This is a genomic window from Hymenobacter sp. (assembly GCF_036388155.1).
Taxonomy (GTDB): Bacteria; Bacteroidota; Bacteroidia; order Cytophagales; family Hymenobacteraceae; genus Hymenobacter.
The window spans coordinates 62,184-76,103 of sequence record NZ_DASVSI010000145.1; the positions used below are offsets into that span (position 1 = coordinate 62,184).

Sequence of the window (13,920 nt, forward strand, 5' to 3'; positions counted from 1 at the left end):
GGGGCGTGCTACGAATTCGGTTGTTTGATTGTTAACTGCCAAATGCGTCCCATCAACTAACACGTTACCGGCCGCGCCGCCGGTGTCTTTTCCGCGAGGGGAAGCCCGGCGGCCGGTTTTTTTCAGCCCATGGCTACTACCCGTCCAGCTTCTCATCAATTGGTTGTCCTTGCCGGTGCCCTTGCACTGGTCGGGGCGTTGTTTGTGTTGCCCAAAGGCATTGTAAAGCCGAAAGAAAGCCGCTCGGAACTGAGCAGCGACGCCGCCAAAACGGCCAACCGCGACGGCGGCGGACCCAATACCAACGGCTCCAAAACCGAAGCGTCGTCGGGCCCAGTGCCCGCTACCGCCACCGATAACGGCGGTGCCCACTCCGACGACGATGGCCACGACCACAGCGCTTCGGCTCCGGCCGCCGCGCCCCACACCACGGCCACTCCCGCCCAACGGCAGGAACTGACACGGTTGCTGGCCGAGTACAAGGCTGCCCCCGACGCCGCTACCCGCGCCACGGTGGCCACCACCTTGGCCCGTCGCTACGACGGCGTGGAGCGGTTCGACAGCGCCGGGTATTACCTGGAGCAGGTGGCGTTGGCCCGCCCCAGTGCCCAAGCGTGGCAGCGGGCAGCGGATGCTTATTTTCAAGCGTTTAGCTTTGCAGCGTCGGACGAGCGGGTGAAACTGCTTGGCGGCAAAGCCCGGGAGTTGTACAGCAAGGTGTTGAAAACGGAGCCAGGCAACCTCGACGCCAAAACCAACCTCGGCATGGCTTACATGGCTTCCGAGGACCCCGTGCAGGGCGTAACGTTGCTGCGCGAAGTGCTGGAAGCGGACCCGCGCAATGAGAAGGCCCTGTATAACATGGGCATCTTGGCGGTGCAAAGCGACCAGTACGACAAAGCCGTGAAGCGTTTCCAGGATTTGGTGAAAGTCAATCCGAAAAACGTAAACGGCCAGTTTTACCTTGGCGTCACCTTAGCCCGTACCGGCGCCAAGGAAGAAGCCAAGGCCGCGTTCCTGGCAGCCAAAAGCCTCAGCAACGACCCGGCTCTGGCCGCTTCGGTTGAAGAAGAAATTGCCAAATTGAAATAGAATAGAAAATACCCAATCACCAACTTAACCCCCCAAGCATCATGCCCTGCGGTAAAAAAAGAAAGCGTCACAAGATTGCCACCCACAAGCGCAAGAAGCGCCTGCGCAAGAACCGCCACAAGAAGAAGTAAGCCTCACGGGGCGTAGCGGCGGCCAGCAGTTTTCCTAACGGGAAGGGAGCAAGCCGCCTATCTCTCACGTAGCCTCCTGGATGTGGCCACGCTGAGTGCTTTTCCCGTGGCTCGCGAGGGAAGCCAGAACCCATGGTTCTGGCTTCCCTTTGCCGGTTTCGGGGTAGTGCTATGTGGTGGATTCGAGGGGTTACCCTAACTAAATCAACGCTTTGAGTAATGAATTAGTCATTAATTCTACTCAGGAAGGCGAGCGGATTGCGTTGTTGCAAGACAAACGGTTGATAGAATACCACTTCGACCGCAACGACACCAACTACTCAGTAGGCGACATCTTCCTGGGCACCGTGAAAAAGGTGATGCCCGGCTTGAATGCGGCTTTTGTGGACATCGGCTACGAAAAAGACGCATTTCTGCATTACGGCGACCTCGGCGAGCAGTACAACTCTTTCACGAAGTGGGCCCGGACGGTGCAAAGTGGCCGCGCCACCACCTCCGGGCTCGAAAAATTCACGTTTGAGCCACCCCTCGAAAAAGTGGGCAAGGCCGAAAGCGTTTTTAAGAAAGGCCAACAGATTGTTGTCCAAATCATCAAGGAGCCCATTTCCACTAAAGGGCCCCGCGTAAGCACCGACATCTCGATGGCCGGGCGCTACCTCGTGCTGATGCCGTTTTCGAACACCATCAGCGTGAGCAAAAAAATCGTGAGCAAGGCGGAGCGCGACCGCCTCAAGCGGCTCATTGCCAGCATCAAGCCCGAAAACTTTGGCGTCATCATTCGCACCGTAGCGGAAGGGCGGGAAGTGGCCGAGCTCGACAAGGACATGCAGGACATGGTGGCCAAGTGGGAACAACTCTACACCACCCTGCGCACGGCCAAGCCGAACGACAAAGTGTTGGGCGAACTCGGCCGCACTTCGTCCATGGTCCGGGACATGCTGAACGAGTCATTCGACAGCATCATGGTGGATGCTCCGACGATGTACGAGGAGATGCGCGACTACCTCCAAAAGATTGCGCCCGACAAGCTGGGCTTGCTGAAGCTGCACAACTCGAAGATTAAAATCTTCGAGCAAACCGGCATCGAGAAGCAGCTGAAGACGCTGTTTGGCAAGACGGTGACGGTGCCGGGTGGCGGCTACCTCGTCATCGAGCACACCGAGGCCTTGCACGTAATCGACGTGAACTCGGGCAGCAAAAGCAACCAGGAAAACGACCAGGAAGCCACTGCCTTGATGATTAACATGTTGGCAGCCAAAGAAGTGGCCCGTCAGCTGCGCTTGCGCGACATGGGCGGCATCATCGTGGTTGACTTCATCGACATGCGTTCGGCCGAAAGCCGGAAGAAAGTGGAGGACACGGTGCGCGACGTGATGAAGGCCGACAAAGCCAAATTCACGGTGTTGCCCATCACCAAGTTTGGCCTGCTGCAAATCACCCGTCAGCGGGTGCGGCCCGCCGAGAACATTGTGACTGGCGAGGTGTGCCCCACCTGCGGCGGTACCGGCAAGATTTCGGCCTCCATCCAGGTCACGGACGACATCGACAACAGCATCGACGACTTGCTGGTGAACCAGAACCAGTCGGGCATCACGCTGTCGGTGCATCCGTTCCTGCACGCCTACTACACCAAAGGGCTGGTTTCGCGCCAAATGAAGTGGTACTTGAAGTACTACAAATGGGTGAAGGTGGTGAAAGACAGTAGTCTGGGTTTGACTGACTACCGCATTGAAGACGAGCGAGGCGAAGAAATTCAGCTTCGTTCATCGGCCGCTGCCATGAGCCGCCTGCAAGACCGTGAGGTCGAGATTGTGGACTGACGGCAAATGCACCATCAACAAAAAGCCCCGCCGTCTGCACGAATGCAAACGGCGGGGCTTTTTGTTGGGCCAGACGGGCTAACGTCCGGCTTAGAACTTCATGCCCAGGTCTAGGGCTACGCCGCTGTTTTTGATGGTTACGTCGTTAAAATTGCGGGTTTTCTCAAAGTACCGGTCGATGTCGACCAAACCCCGATTGTAGCGAATGCCGCCAAATACCTTCGTGTTTGTTCCTAGCTGATATTCAACACCTAAGCTGGCCAAGGCGTCGGCGTCGAAGAAGTAGACGTAGTCGCTGGCTTTGTTTTCCTCGCCCGTTGCTGGGTCGGTGTAAAACTTATTGCTGTTGATGCGGGTGCCAATGGGCACGTTCAGCGAGCCACCTACCTGGAAGTACAGACGCGTGGCTGGTGCAATCTCGTTTGTAAAAAGTTTGACGCTCAGCGGCAGTTCCAGGTATTGCATGCTGATGTCCTGTTTGGCATTGATGGCCGAGCCAGTGTTCGAAGCATCTTTATACGTAATGCTGCCGCCTTTACCGTTGAGGAGTAGGCCGGTGCTGAAAGCGTAGTTCTCGCCAAAGAAGTAATCCACCACCAAGCCGCCGCCGAAACTGAATTTGCTGCCGTCGCTGGCAAAACCGTAGTTGGCAGGTGACTCGGCCCGCAGGCTAGTGATGGATGGCGAAATTTTCAGGCCTATTTCAACCTGGGCCGAAGCAGTACCAATGGTGGCCCCAAGAGCAAACAGAGCAAGCAATAGTTTTTTCATACGATGCGAAAGGATGGATTGCGGACTGCCGACACGGAGTGGCGGCGGGTTTTGGCTAATTTTGTCCCAAAGTAACGCGCGTGAAAAAGAATAATTTTGCCTGGCGGCGCTGGCTGCCCCTGTTTATAGGTGTGAGCCTAGGCCTGCAGGCCTGCAAAAGCGGCCCCGCAGAGGGCTGCCGGGTCGATGCCGCGGCCGACGCCCCGGCCGTGGCCGTGCGCTTAAAACGGTTGGAACCCGCCTTCTTTCAAATAAAGACGGCCGCCGACGCCCAGCAGTTTATGGATGCCAACCCGGCGTTTGCCCGGTACTACCTGCAGCGCCAACCGGCCAACACCCAAGCGCTTGCAGCAGGCCTGACCGAGTTGGCCACCAACGCGGCGCTGCAGCAGCTCGGCCGGGAAACCACAGCGGCTTTTCCGGACAGCGCAGCACTGAGGCGGAATTTGGGCGAGATGTTTCGCCGGGTGCACCACTATTTTCCGGATTTCCAGGCACCCCCAGCCGTCACGTATGTGAGCGGTTTCCTGGCCAAAGATATTTATGTGAACGACAGCTTGCTGGTGCTTAGCCTCGACTGGTTTGCGGGCCCCAAGGCCAGCAAGCGGCCCGACCTGCCCCAGTACATGTTGCGCCGCTACACGCCAGCAGGGCTGCTGCCAATGCTGACGCAAAACGTGTCGACCAAATACAACCGCCACGAGCTGACGGCCAACACCACGCTCGATGCCATGGTGCACGCCGGCAAGGGCCTGTATTTCGCCAGCCTGATGCTGCCTTGCACGCCCGACTCGCTGCTGCTGGGCTACACCGCCCGCGAAATGCTGGGCCTGGAAGCGAACGAGGCCCGCGTATGGGGGCATTTTTTGGAAAAGAACCTGCTGTATTCTACTACGCCCTTTTTGGTGCAGAAGTACGTAGGCGAACGCCCCAACGTGCCCGAAATCGACAAGACGTGCCCGGGCCGGGTAGGGCAGTGGGTGGGCCTGCAAATCATCCGCAAGTACGTGGCCGAGCATCCGGAAGTGAGCCTGGGCCGCCTGATGGCCGAAAAGAATGCCCAGCGCATTCTGAACGACTCGCACTATCGGCCGAAAAGGGAATGAGTGAATGGGCGAATGCGTGACTGGGTGAATGCAGCACAACCATTCACCCAGTCACGCATTCGCCCATTCACTCATTGATGCCATGCACATTGCCGTCTTCAGCCAGTACCACACCAACCCCGATTGTCCGGCTACCAGCCGGCACTACACGCTGCTGGCGCACATTGCCAAAACGCACCGGGTTACGCTGCTGACCACTCCTGCCTGGAAACCCCAGCGGCTGACGCAGGAATTCCCGTGGGTGCCGGAAGGCGTGGAGATGCGGGAAGCCGCTGTGCCCTACGAAAACAAGATGGGTCCTGCCCGGCGGGCGTTGGCCTTTGCCCAATACGCGGCGTGGGCGGTACGGGAAGGGCTGCGCATTGACAAGCCGGACGTTATTTGGGGCATTAGCACGCCGCTGACGGCGGCTTGGGCGGCGGCGCAGGTGGCGCGGTGGCGCAAGGTGCCGTGGGTGTTTGAGGTGCAGGATTTGTGGCCTTCTTTCCCTATTGCCATGGGAGCGGTGCCTACCGGGCTGGCTCGCCGGCAACTTTATCAACTAGAGAAGCGGCTGTACCAAAGCGCCCGGCACATTCTGCCGCTTTCGCCCGACATGGCTCGCTATGTGACGGACCTAGGCATTGCAAGAGCCAAAGTAACAACTGTTCTAAACGGGACTGATTTGGATTTAGCGGCACGCGCTACTCCAGCGGAGGCGCAGCTGCGGCGCTCACAAGGACTGGAAGGCAAACAGGTGGTGCTCTACGCAGGCACCTTCGGGCGAGCCAATGACATTCCGACCTTGCTGGCAGCGGCCGAGGCAATGGCTGCAACCGCGACTGACGCGGTGTGGCTTTTTCTGGGGCACGGTTTTCATGAGCCGTTGATTGCGGCGGCAGCGGCGCGGTGGCCGGGCCGTATTCGGCTGGTAGGCGGCCAGGCCCGGCACGAGGTGTTCACGTGGTTTGCATTGGCCGACGTGTCGGTGGTGTCGTTTCTGGCACTGCCGGTGCTGGACTCAAACTCTCCGGCTAAGCTGTACGATTCGCTGGCTGTGGGCACGCCGGTCATCGTCACCAACCAAGGATGGACCAAAGAGCTGGTGGAGCGGCACGGCTGCGGGTGGTACGTGCCAGCCGGCAACGCTGAAGCGTTGGTCACGCAAGTGCACCAAGTGTTGGCTCAGCCTGACTTGCGGAATGAAGCGGGCCACAAAGGGCGTCAGCTGGCGGCGGCAGAATTTGACCGGCAGCAATTGGCAGGAGTTGTGCAGCGGGTTTTAGAAGCGGCTCAAGTAACTGCATGACTTTTGTACCAAGTCACTTGTGCTTTGTGCGGCTTTGTGCTCCAAATGGAACTCTGTGTGCTGAAAAACCCGAGTATGAGCTTGTAAGCGGAGTGGTGGGCTAATTTTCCGGAATCGGCTCGTAAGCCTTTTCCTTGCCGAAGTGCTTTTCGAAATAGGCGCAGCTAGGCGCTAGCGGGCAAATAGTGCACTTGGGCGAGCGAGCCACGCAGATGTAGCGCCCATGCAAAATCAGCCAGTGGTGAGCCTTATTGATGTATTCCTCCGGAATGTAGCGCACCAGGGCCTTTTCCACAGCTAGCGGGGTGGTAGCCGTTTTGGGCACGAGGCCAATGCGGTGCGACACCCGGAATACGTGGGTGTCGACGGCCATGGCGGGCAGGTTGTAGATGACCGACGCCACCACGTTGGCGGTTTTGCGGCCCACGCCGGGCAGACGTTGCAGCTCTTCAATCTGGCTGGGCACTTCGCCCGCAAACTCCTCGGTGAGCATGCGGCCCAGGCCGGCCAGGTGCTTGGCCTTGTTGTTGGGGTAGGAGACGCTGCGGATGAAGGGAAAAATGTCGTCGGCAGTGGCCATGCCGAGGTGGGCGGCGGTTGGGAACTGCGCCAGCAGGGCCGGCATCACTTGGTTCACGCGCTTGTCGGTGCACTGGGCGCTCAGCACCACCGCCACAATCAACTCGTAAGGGTTGTTATACGCCAACTCGGTCTTGGGCTCCGGAAAGTTGGTCGTGAAGTAATCGAGGAAGTATCGGAATCGGTCGGCGCGGCGCATGAGCAGGGACAGGATGCAGGAGGGCAAAAATAAGAACGGCCACGCCGAACGCAGGGAAGCCCCTCTGCCGCGCAAGTAATCTATGTACTTACGCGGCAGAGGGGCTTCCCTGCGTTCGGCGTGGCCGCCGTTGAAATTCGCTGCTCCTCAATCCGAAGCTTTGGCCTGCCCGCGCGAACGCACGGGCCAGAGCGGCCGCCACAAGAAATCGAAGGGGCTTAGGACTTGGCTAAGAAGGTGCGCGAGTAGCGCAAAATTGCCTCGGAGGTTTCGGGCCGGGGTTCGCGACGTACGCCGTCGAGAGCCCGCTGGGCCAAAAGGAGGTCGGCGCACGAAGAAGCCAATTCCGGGTCGTGCAATAACGCCTCCTCTACCTCGCGCTGCCTTTCAGGAGGCAATTCGTTGTACACATACTGGAGCAGTATCGAATGGGGTAATAGTTGAATCATAATGGAAAGAGTTTGCAGTCATTTTCTTCCGCAGGTTTATCAACGCGTAGCGCATGCGGCCCAGGGCCGTGTTGATGCTGACGCCGGTTGCGTCGGCAATTTCCTGGAAGCTCATGTCGCCGTAGTGGCGCATCAACAACACCTCCTTTTGGGCGGCGGGAAGTTCTTGGATTAACGCCCGAAGGCGGTTGTGGGTTTCTTCGCGGGCCAGAATATCGTCCGGGCCGTCGTCGGCGAGGGTGAGCGTGTTGGCCAGGCGGTCGTTGTCGGTGAGGCTAATGTGGGGCACACGCTTGCCGCGCCGGAACGAATCGATGGCCAGGTTATGGGCAATGCGGCAAATCCAGGGCGCGAATTTGCCTTCTTCGTTGTAACGCCCACTTTTGAGCGTGTGAATAGCCTTGATGAATGTGTCCTGCACCAAGTCTTCGGCCACGTCCTCGTCGCGCACGATGAGGAGAATCGTGGTGAATACACGGCTCCGGTGACGCTCCAGGAGGAGGCCGAAAGCGGATTCCTGGCCAGCCAGGTAGAGCGAGATGAGCGCGGAGTCGCTCGGTTGCAAGAGGTCCATAAAGGGCTACGGAATAAGGGAACGTAGAGCTCTAGGCCATAGTATGCAGTTACCGAGAAAAATTTAGGAGAGCGACCGGAAGTCGGACAATTGCAGCCCGCTAGAATCAGACCAAATGTATAGAAATGCGGTGCATATCCGCAATAGCACAAAAATAAAAAAAGCCGAAATCTTTTGGGTGAAAGCAAGCAACCTTCGTCAAATCTTCATCTAGGCCCTTTTCTTGCCGGGCGGTTGGGAAGAAAAAAATAAAATTTATTTGCTTCGCCCACCAAATGCTAAGGCACTCTGCTTCAGCTAGCGGGCCAGCCACTGATAAGCCGCTGCCTCGTCGGTAAAAAGGGCGGTGAAATAGCCTTGGTCGGGGCGCGGATGGGCGCTGATGCTGGCCACCGAACTGTCGGACTGTTCCTGCTTGGCGCGCAAGGGCGAGGCCAGGAAAGCAATGCGGACGGGCGCCGCGTAGCGGCGCGGAAGCTTGGGGAAAAAGTCGTTGTTCATCCAGGCCGTTAGCGCCGGTGAGGCCAGCTCTTCGCGGCGCAAGTCGAGCAGCCAGCGCCAGCAATTCATCTCGTCGGCCGCCGCCAAGATGGCAAAGTACCCCGCCTGCAACTCGGCCGCGGTAATTTCGCGTTGCCAGCGGGCCACGAGGGCCGGCAAGTCGGGGCGGGGCGTTATTTCCAGGCCAAGGGTTGACACGAGCCAGACGGTGGAAGCGGTGAAAAATCAACAGACAAGATAGGCGAAACCACCGGGCCATGCCAACGCGCTTTTTCGGCTGGCCCTACCTTCGGGCCTCGCCGCCGTAAAGGCGTTTTTCGAGCGTATGCTTCCTGCCGACCCTGCTGCTACCCCCCCCGTTCACGACCCGTATGCTGCCTTGCGCCTGCCCGACTTTCGTAGGTTGGTGTCGGCCAGAGTTTTGCTCACCGTAGCCACCCGGGTACAGGGGCTGGTGGTGAGCTGGCAGATATTCAAACTCACCAACAACCCGCTGGCTCTGGGCTTAATTGGCTTGTCCGAAGCCATTCCGAGCATTGTGGTGTCGCTCTATGCCGGCTACGTGGCCGACTCGGTGCGGCGCAAGAACATTGTGGTGGCCGCCTTGGCCGTGCTCGTGCTGTGCGCCGTAGCCCTGGCCTACTTTGCCAGCCCCTACGGCATTGGGTGGCTCGCGAAAGGTTCGCTGTACACGCTGCCGCTGTACGGGGTCATTTTCGTGAGCGGCATTGCGCGCGGGTTTATGGGGCCGGCGCTGTTCTCGTTTATGCCCCAACTGCTGCCCGACCGGGCGCTGCTGCCCAACGCCATCACCTGGAACAGCACCACCTACCAGGGCTCGGCGGTGCTGGGCCCCGCCATTGGCGGCTATTTGATTGCCCACTTGGGCGTGGCCAATTCCTACGTGGTCAGCACGGTGCTGCTGGCACTGGCGCTGTTTCAGTTTGCCCGCATTGCCGGCCGGCCCCTGCCCCCGACGGAGGGCGAGCGTCTCAACTTGAAAGACAGCGTCCTAAGTGGCTTGAAGTTCATTTTTAGCAACCAATTGGTGCTGGCGGCACTGTCGCTCGACATGTTTGCAGTGCTGTTTGGCGGGGCGGTGGCGCTATTGCCGGTATTTGCTTCCGATATCTTGAAAGTTGGCGCCACGGGCTTTGGTCATTTGGAAGCGGCGCCGGCTGTGGGTTCTGTACTCATGGCGGTGGTACTGACCTATTTCCCGCTGCGGCACCACGTGGGGCGCAAGCTGCTGTGGTCAGTGGCAGGGTTCGGCGTGGCCACCATTGGCTTTGCGCTGTCCACCAACTTTGTGCTGTCCCTGGTGCTGCTTTTCCTCACGGGCGTATTCGATTCGGTGTCGGTGATTGTGCGCTCTACGCTCATTCACACCTTCACGCCGGAGTACATGAAGGGCCGGGTATCGGCGGTAAACAATATTTTCATCGGCTCCAGCAATGAAATTGGTGCGTTCGAAAGCGGCGCCGCCGCGCGCCTGATGGGCACGGTGCCGTCGGTAGTATTTGGCGGTGTAATGACCCTGTTGGTGGTGGCGATAACTGCCTGGAAAGCCGATAAGCTGCGACGCCTGGAGTTGGGCACGAAATAGAGTTATTCACAGCCGCTCAATCAGCTAGTCGCACAGCGCGGGCAGGTCTGGGTTTCGGGCAAACTCCATCATGGTGTGCAACTGCGCCAGCGTGGTGCGGTCGGTGGACAGCTCCAACGAGTCCAGTTCGGATTGGTGCACCCAACGGGCCGCAGAAGTTTCAGACGTGTTGGCTTGCAGACTGCCGCCCACTTCCCGACATAGCACAAAGGCCTTGTACACGTACCAGGGCTGGGGCGGGTGGGCGTGGCGCTTTTTGTCCAGCAAGGCTAGCAGGCGCACGGCTTCGGTTTCAAGGCCCGTTTCTTTCCAGGCTTCCTTCACCGCTACTTCGAAGGGCGTGTACCCAATGTCGGCCCAACCGCCGGGCAGCGTCCACCGGTTGCCGTCCATTTTCTCCTGCACCATCAGCACTTCATCGGTGCCGCGAAACAGCACCGACCGAACGTCGACTTTGGGGGTTGGGTAATTGGTCTCGCCGGCAAACAGGGCGTTGAGCTGGGCCACAGGCTCGCCGGTGAGCATGGCCATCATTTGCAGGCTGAGGTCGTGGATTTCGTGGTAGCGCTCTTGGGCATAGGAACCGGACTCATACACCAGGCCAGTTTGGGCAAGGGCTTGCAGGCGCTGGGCAATGCCCAGCCAATCAAGTTTGGGGTCCATGAGAAGAGGAAGAAGAGTCAGAGAAAGGTAAATTACTACTGCCGGCCAGCAACGCCGCGTACTGCTCGGGGGTGTCCACGTCCAGCAGGCCCGCCGGAAAAGGCACGCGGCCGACGTCGTTGCCCAAGCTGGCAATAAGCCGATTGGCTCCCTGAGTACCTTGAAGCTGGCTCAAAGCCGGAAACAGGGTGTGGTGAAAAACTGCCGGCACGCCCACTGTGTCCCCATAGGCAGCGGCTACGATGGGCGCCTGGCTTTGCTGCTGCTCAGCTACCAATTGCCGCAGCAGCTCCGCGGTAACCAGCGGTTGGTCGCTGAGCATGATGAGGGCGGCGCGCGGCTGCGCAGCCTGCACCGCTGCTAGCCCAGCCCGAATGGACGAAGCCATGCCCGTTTCCCATTCCAAATTGCGCACCACCCAAATGGGCAGGTCCGACACTTCGGCGGCCAATGCGTCGTGTACAGCGCCCGTTACTAACACAATGGGCGCGCAGCTGGTGGCTACAGCGGTTTCAGCGGCGTGGCGCAGGAGCGTGCGGCCGCGGTAAGGAAGCAGTTGCTTCGGCTGGCCCATGCGCGTAGAGGCACCAGCCGCCAGAATGAGCAGCGCCACCGCCCCGGAGGATTCCGGAACGGTGGCGCTGGCAACGAAAGACGAAGTCTGGTCGGACATTACACCGATTTGGTGCCCAGGATTTTTTCGGGCGTAATGGGCAGGTCGCGCACGCGCTTGCCGGTGGCGTGAAATACGGCATTGGCCACGGCTGCCGAAACACCCACCATCGAAATCTCGCCAATGCCCTTCACGCCCATGGCGTTGATATAAGGGTCGTGCTCGTCGATGAATTCCACGGTCATGTCCGGAATGTCGGCGTTGACCGGGATGTGGTAGTCGCCGAGGTCGGCGTTGGTGTAGCGGGCGTAGTGTGGGTCGCGGGCGGTGGCTTCCATCAGCGCCGCGCCGATACCGAAAATGCTACCGCCGATAATCTGGCTGCGGGCGGTTTTGGCATTGAGAATGCGGCCGGCGCCGTGCACGCTCACCCACCGCGTCACGCGTACTGTGCCCAGGTCGGGGTCGACTTGTACTTCGCAGAAGTGGGCGCCGAAGGAGTGCATGGAGTGCTGGCCTGCCGTTTCGGTGTTGTTGTTCGGGCCGGCGGGGTTGGAGGGGCGGCCGGTTTCGTAGCCGGCGCCATACTTGCCCTGGCCGCTGCCTTCCACGTCGTCCATGCCCGCGCGCTTCATCAAGGCCATGAAGTCTTCGCCTTTGGCAGGCTTGCTCTTCAACTGCAGGCGGCCTTTTTCCACCGTTACATCCTCGGGCTTAGCCTTGAAAAGCGGAGACTTGGAGTCTTTGATGGCCACTTTGGTGAGGCGCTCCCACACGTCCTGCGCCGCCATGTAGACGGACGAAGACACCGTGCCAGCTGCCACCGAGCCGCCCGAGTTGGGAGCAGTGGGCAGTTTGGTATCGCCCAGTTCGAAGCGAATTTTCTCGGGTGGCAGGCCTAACGAGTCGGCCGCTACTTGCGTCATCACGGTGTAGGTGCCGGTGCCTAGGTCGGTAGCGCCGGATTGCACCACGGCGTGGCCGTCGGCGTAGAGGCGCACGCGGGCGGTGCCTTGCGAGTTATGCACGGGGTAGCTGGCCGTGGCCATGCCCATGCCGACCAGCAAGCGGCCGTTGCGGGTTTGGCCGGCCTTGATGTTGCGCTTGCTCCAGCCGAATAGCTCGGCGCCGCGCTGGTAGCACTGCTTTAGGCTCTTGCTACTCCAGGGCTGGCCGGTGCTGGGGTCTTTCTCGGCGTAGTTCCGCAGTCGGATTTCGATGGGGTCAACACCCAACTGGTAGGCCAAGTCGTCCATCAAACACTCCAAGGCAAACGAGCCGGGCGCCTCGCCAGGGGCGCGGGTGAAGGTGGACGTCATCACATTGGCCCGGCCCAACTCGTAGTGCGACTCGAACGTGGGGCAGTCGTACAGCAAGTTGATGATTTTGCTGTTAGCTTCTGCGTAATTGTCCCAGGGCGACGTAGTCGAGGTTTTCTCATGAATCAGGGCCGTGAGCTTGCCTTCCCTGGTCGCGCCCATGGTGAGGGTTTGGGTCTGGTCTTCGCGGTGGCCCATGCTGGTGTACTGCTGCTTGCGGGTGAGCGCCAGCTTCACCGGCCGGCCCAGGGCTTTGGCGGCCAGCACCGTAAGCACCGTGTGCGGCCAGCACGAGCCTTTGCAGCCAAAGCCGCCGCCCAAGTATTTGGTGATGACACGCACCTGCTCCTGCGGCAGTCCCAGCATGGCGGAAAGCGCCTTTTGCGTCCGCGTCACGCCCTGGGTCGACTCATACACCGTGAGGCGGTCGGGCGACTCCCACACGGCGGTGGTTGCGCCGGGCTCCATGGGGTTGTGGTGGTTGATGGCGTGGGTGTATACACCCGTCAGCTTGATGGCCGAACTAGCCAGGGCAGCCTGCGCATCGCCGCGCCGGGTGTAGCCGTCCTGCTTGCCGTCCTGAATTTTCTGGGGGTTGAACAGCTTGGCTTCTTTGTCGGTGTAGGCGGCAATGGGCTTTTCGGCCGCGTAGCTCACCCGCACCAAGGCAGCGGCGTGGGTGGCGCGGTCCAGGGTGTCGGCCACGACCAGCGCCACCGGCTGGCCGGCGTAGTGGATGATGTCCGAGGTCATCGGCATGAAGCCCATGGGCGCGCCAATGGCTTTTTTGCCTTCGGCGTCGTTGGGTGTTTTGGCCAGTTTGGGCAGGTTCAGGTGGGTGTAGATGGCCAGCACGCCGGGCTCTTTGGCCGCCACGCTGGTGTCAATCTGCTGAATGCGGCCCTTGGCAATGTCGCTGGTTTTCAACACGCTGTACGTCAGGCCCGGCAGCGGAAACTCGGCCGAATACCTGGCTTTGCCCGTCACCTTGTCGCGGCCGTCGACGCGGTTCAGCGGTTTGCCGACCACGCCCGGCTTGGGCGAGGTTTCGAAAAAAGCGGGTTCATTTTCCATGGCGGAAGTAGGTCAGCGTGAAATATTAAAGGTGCGGCATTGGCTGGGGCCGCGGTAGAGACGCAACATCTTGCGTCTCGTCGTTGAACGATGCCGTCTGAACTCTTGCGGCCCGGTCCCGGAGACGCAAAATGT

12 protein-coding genes are annotated in these 13,920 nt (G+C 59.8%); 5 read left to right on the plus strand and 7 right to left on the minus strand.

The features are described 5' to 3' along the window. The first annotated feature begins 129 nt into the window (after window positions 1-129). The gene (locus tag VF629_RS20580; protein ID WP_331060385.1) at window positions 130-1,092 is read left to right on the plus strand and encodes a tetratricopeptide repeat protein; all 963 of its coding nucleotides are present in this window, start codon (window positions 130-132) and stop codon (window positions 1,090-1,092) included. 343 nt (window positions 1,093-1,435) lie between these two features. Then, window positions 1,436-3,043, plus strand: a complete 1,608-nt coding sequence (locus VF629_RS20585; RefSeq protein WP_331060386.1) for an Rne/Rng family ribonuclease — start codon at window positions 1,436-1,438, stop codon at window positions 3,041-3,043. 90 nt (window positions 3,044-3,133) lie between these two features. Here the strand turns inward: VF629_RS20585 and VF629_RS20590 are convergent, their stop codons facing one another. Beyond that, window positions 3,134-3,814, minus strand: a complete 681-nt coding sequence (locus VF629_RS20590; RefSeq protein ID WP_331060387.1) for a porin family protein — start codon at window positions 3,812-3,814, stop codon at window positions 3,134-3,136. 80 nt (window positions 3,815-3,894) lie between these two features. On the opposite strand from VF629_RS20590, the gene VF629_RS20595 reads away from it, so the two are divergent. Both VF629_RS20595 and VF629_RS20600 read left to right on the plus strand, forming a co-directional pair. Next, window positions 3,895-4,920, plus strand: a complete 1,026-nt coding sequence (locus VF629_RS20595) for a gliding motility lipoprotein GldB (protein ID WP_331060388.1) — start codon at window positions 3,895-3,897, stop codon at window positions 4,918-4,920. Window positions 4,921-5,002: 82 nt separating this feature from the next. After that, a complete protein-coding gene (locus tag VF629_RS20600) occupies window positions 5,003-6,208 on the plus strand; it encodes a glycosyltransferase family 4 protein (RefSeq protein ID WP_331060389.1) in 1,206 nt (401 codons plus the stop codon). Window positions 6,209-6,308: 100 nt separating this feature from the next. Here VF629_RS20600 and nth read toward each other — a convergent pair whose 3' ends face one another. The 3 genes from nth to VF629_RS20615 form a co-directional block, all read right to left on the minus strand. Continuing rightward, window positions 6,309-6,986: an endonuclease III gene (gene nth / locus VF629_RS20605; RefSeq protein WP_331060432.1), complete on the minus strand. Its 678-nt coding sequence runs from the start codon at window positions 6,984-6,986 to the stop codon at window positions 6,309-6,311. A 387-nt stretch (window positions 6,987-7,373) separates the two neighbouring features. Further along, window positions 7,374-8,009, minus strand: coding sequence for an RNA polymerase sigma factor (locus tag VF629_RS20610; RefSeq protein ID WP_331060390.1), 636 nt, complete (start codon window positions 8,007-8,009; stop codon window positions 7,374-7,376). A 297-nt stretch (window positions 8,010-8,306) separates the two neighbouring features. After that, entirely contained in the window at window positions 8,307-8,708 is a 402-nt protein-coding gene (locus VF629_RS20615) for a hypothetical protein (protein ID WP_331060391.1), read from the minus strand. Between the two features lie 127 nt (window positions 8,709-8,835). On the opposite strand from VF629_RS20615, the gene VF629_RS20620 reads away from it, so the two are divergent. Next, complete coding sequence (locus tag VF629_RS20620; protein WP_331060392.1) at window positions 8,836-10,116, plus strand: MFS transporter; 1,281 nt, start codon at window positions 8,836-8,838, stop codon at window positions 10,114-10,116. 24 nt (window positions 10,117-10,140) lie between these two features. Here VF629_RS20620 and VF629_RS20625 read toward each other — a convergent pair whose 3' ends face one another. From VF629_RS20625 to VF629_RS20635, 3 genes are read right to left on the minus strand one after another with little or no spacing between them, the layout of a single operon-like run. Continuing rightward, a complete protein-coding gene (locus tag VF629_RS20625) occupies window positions 10,141-10,779 on the minus strand; it encodes an NUDIX hydrolase (RefSeq protein ID WP_331060393.1) in 639 nt (212 codons plus the stop codon). After that, the gene (locus VF629_RS20630) at window positions 10,763-11,452 is read right to left on the minus strand and encodes a nucleotidyltransferase family protein (protein ID WP_331060394.1); all 690 of its coding nucleotides are present in this window, start codon (window positions 11,450-11,452) and stop codon (window positions 10,763-10,765) included. Before VF629_RS20630 ends, VF629_RS20625 begins: the two co-directional genes overlap by 17 nt. Then, window positions 11,452-13,785: a xanthine dehydrogenase family protein molybdopterin-binding subunit gene (locus VF629_RS20635; RefSeq protein ID WP_331060395.1), complete on the minus strand. Its 2,334-nt coding sequence runs from the start codon at window positions 13,783-13,785 to the stop codon at window positions 11,452-11,454. Before VF629_RS20635 ends, VF629_RS20630 begins: the two co-directional genes overlap by 1 nt. Between the last annotated feature and the right edge of the window lie 135 nt (window positions 13,786-13,920).

Bases quoted from the DNA above. Each gene is read 5' to 3' on its own strand.
- VF629_RS20580 (WP_331060385.1), top strand. From the start codon at position 130: ATGGCTACTACCCGTCCAGCTTCTCATCAATTGGTTGTCCTTGCCGGT.
- VF629_RS20590 (WP_331060387.1), bottom strand. From the start codon at position 3,814: ATGAAAAAACTATTGCTTGCTCTGTTTGCTCTTGGGGCCACCATTGGT.
- VF629_RS20600 (WP_331060389.1), top strand. From the start codon at position 5,003: ATGCACATTGCCGTCTTCAGCCAGTACCACACCAACCCCGATTGTCCG.
- nth (WP_331060432.1), bottom strand. From the start codon at position 6,986: ATGCGCCGCGCCGACCGATTCCGATACTTCCTCGATTACTTCACGACC.
- VF629_RS20610 (WP_331060390.1), bottom strand. From the start codon at position 8,009: ATGGACCTCTTGCAACCGAGCGACTCCGCGCTCATCTCGCTCTACCTG.
- VF629_RS20620 (WP_331060392.1), top strand. From the start codon at position 8,836: ATGCTTCCTGCCGACCCTGCTGCTACCCCCCCCGTTCACGACCCGTAT.
- VF629_RS20625 (WP_331060393.1), bottom strand. From the start codon at position 10,779: ATGGACCCCAAACTTGATTGGCTGGGCATTGCCCAGCGCCTGCAAGCC.
- VF629_RS20630 (WP_331060394.1), bottom strand. From the start codon at position 11,452: ATGTCCGACCAGACTTCGTCTTTCGTTGCCAGCGCCACCGTTCCGGAA.
- VF629_RS20635 (WP_331060395.1), bottom strand. From the start codon at position 13,785: ATGGAAAATGAACCCGCTTTTTTCGAAACCTCGCCCAAGCCGGGCGTG.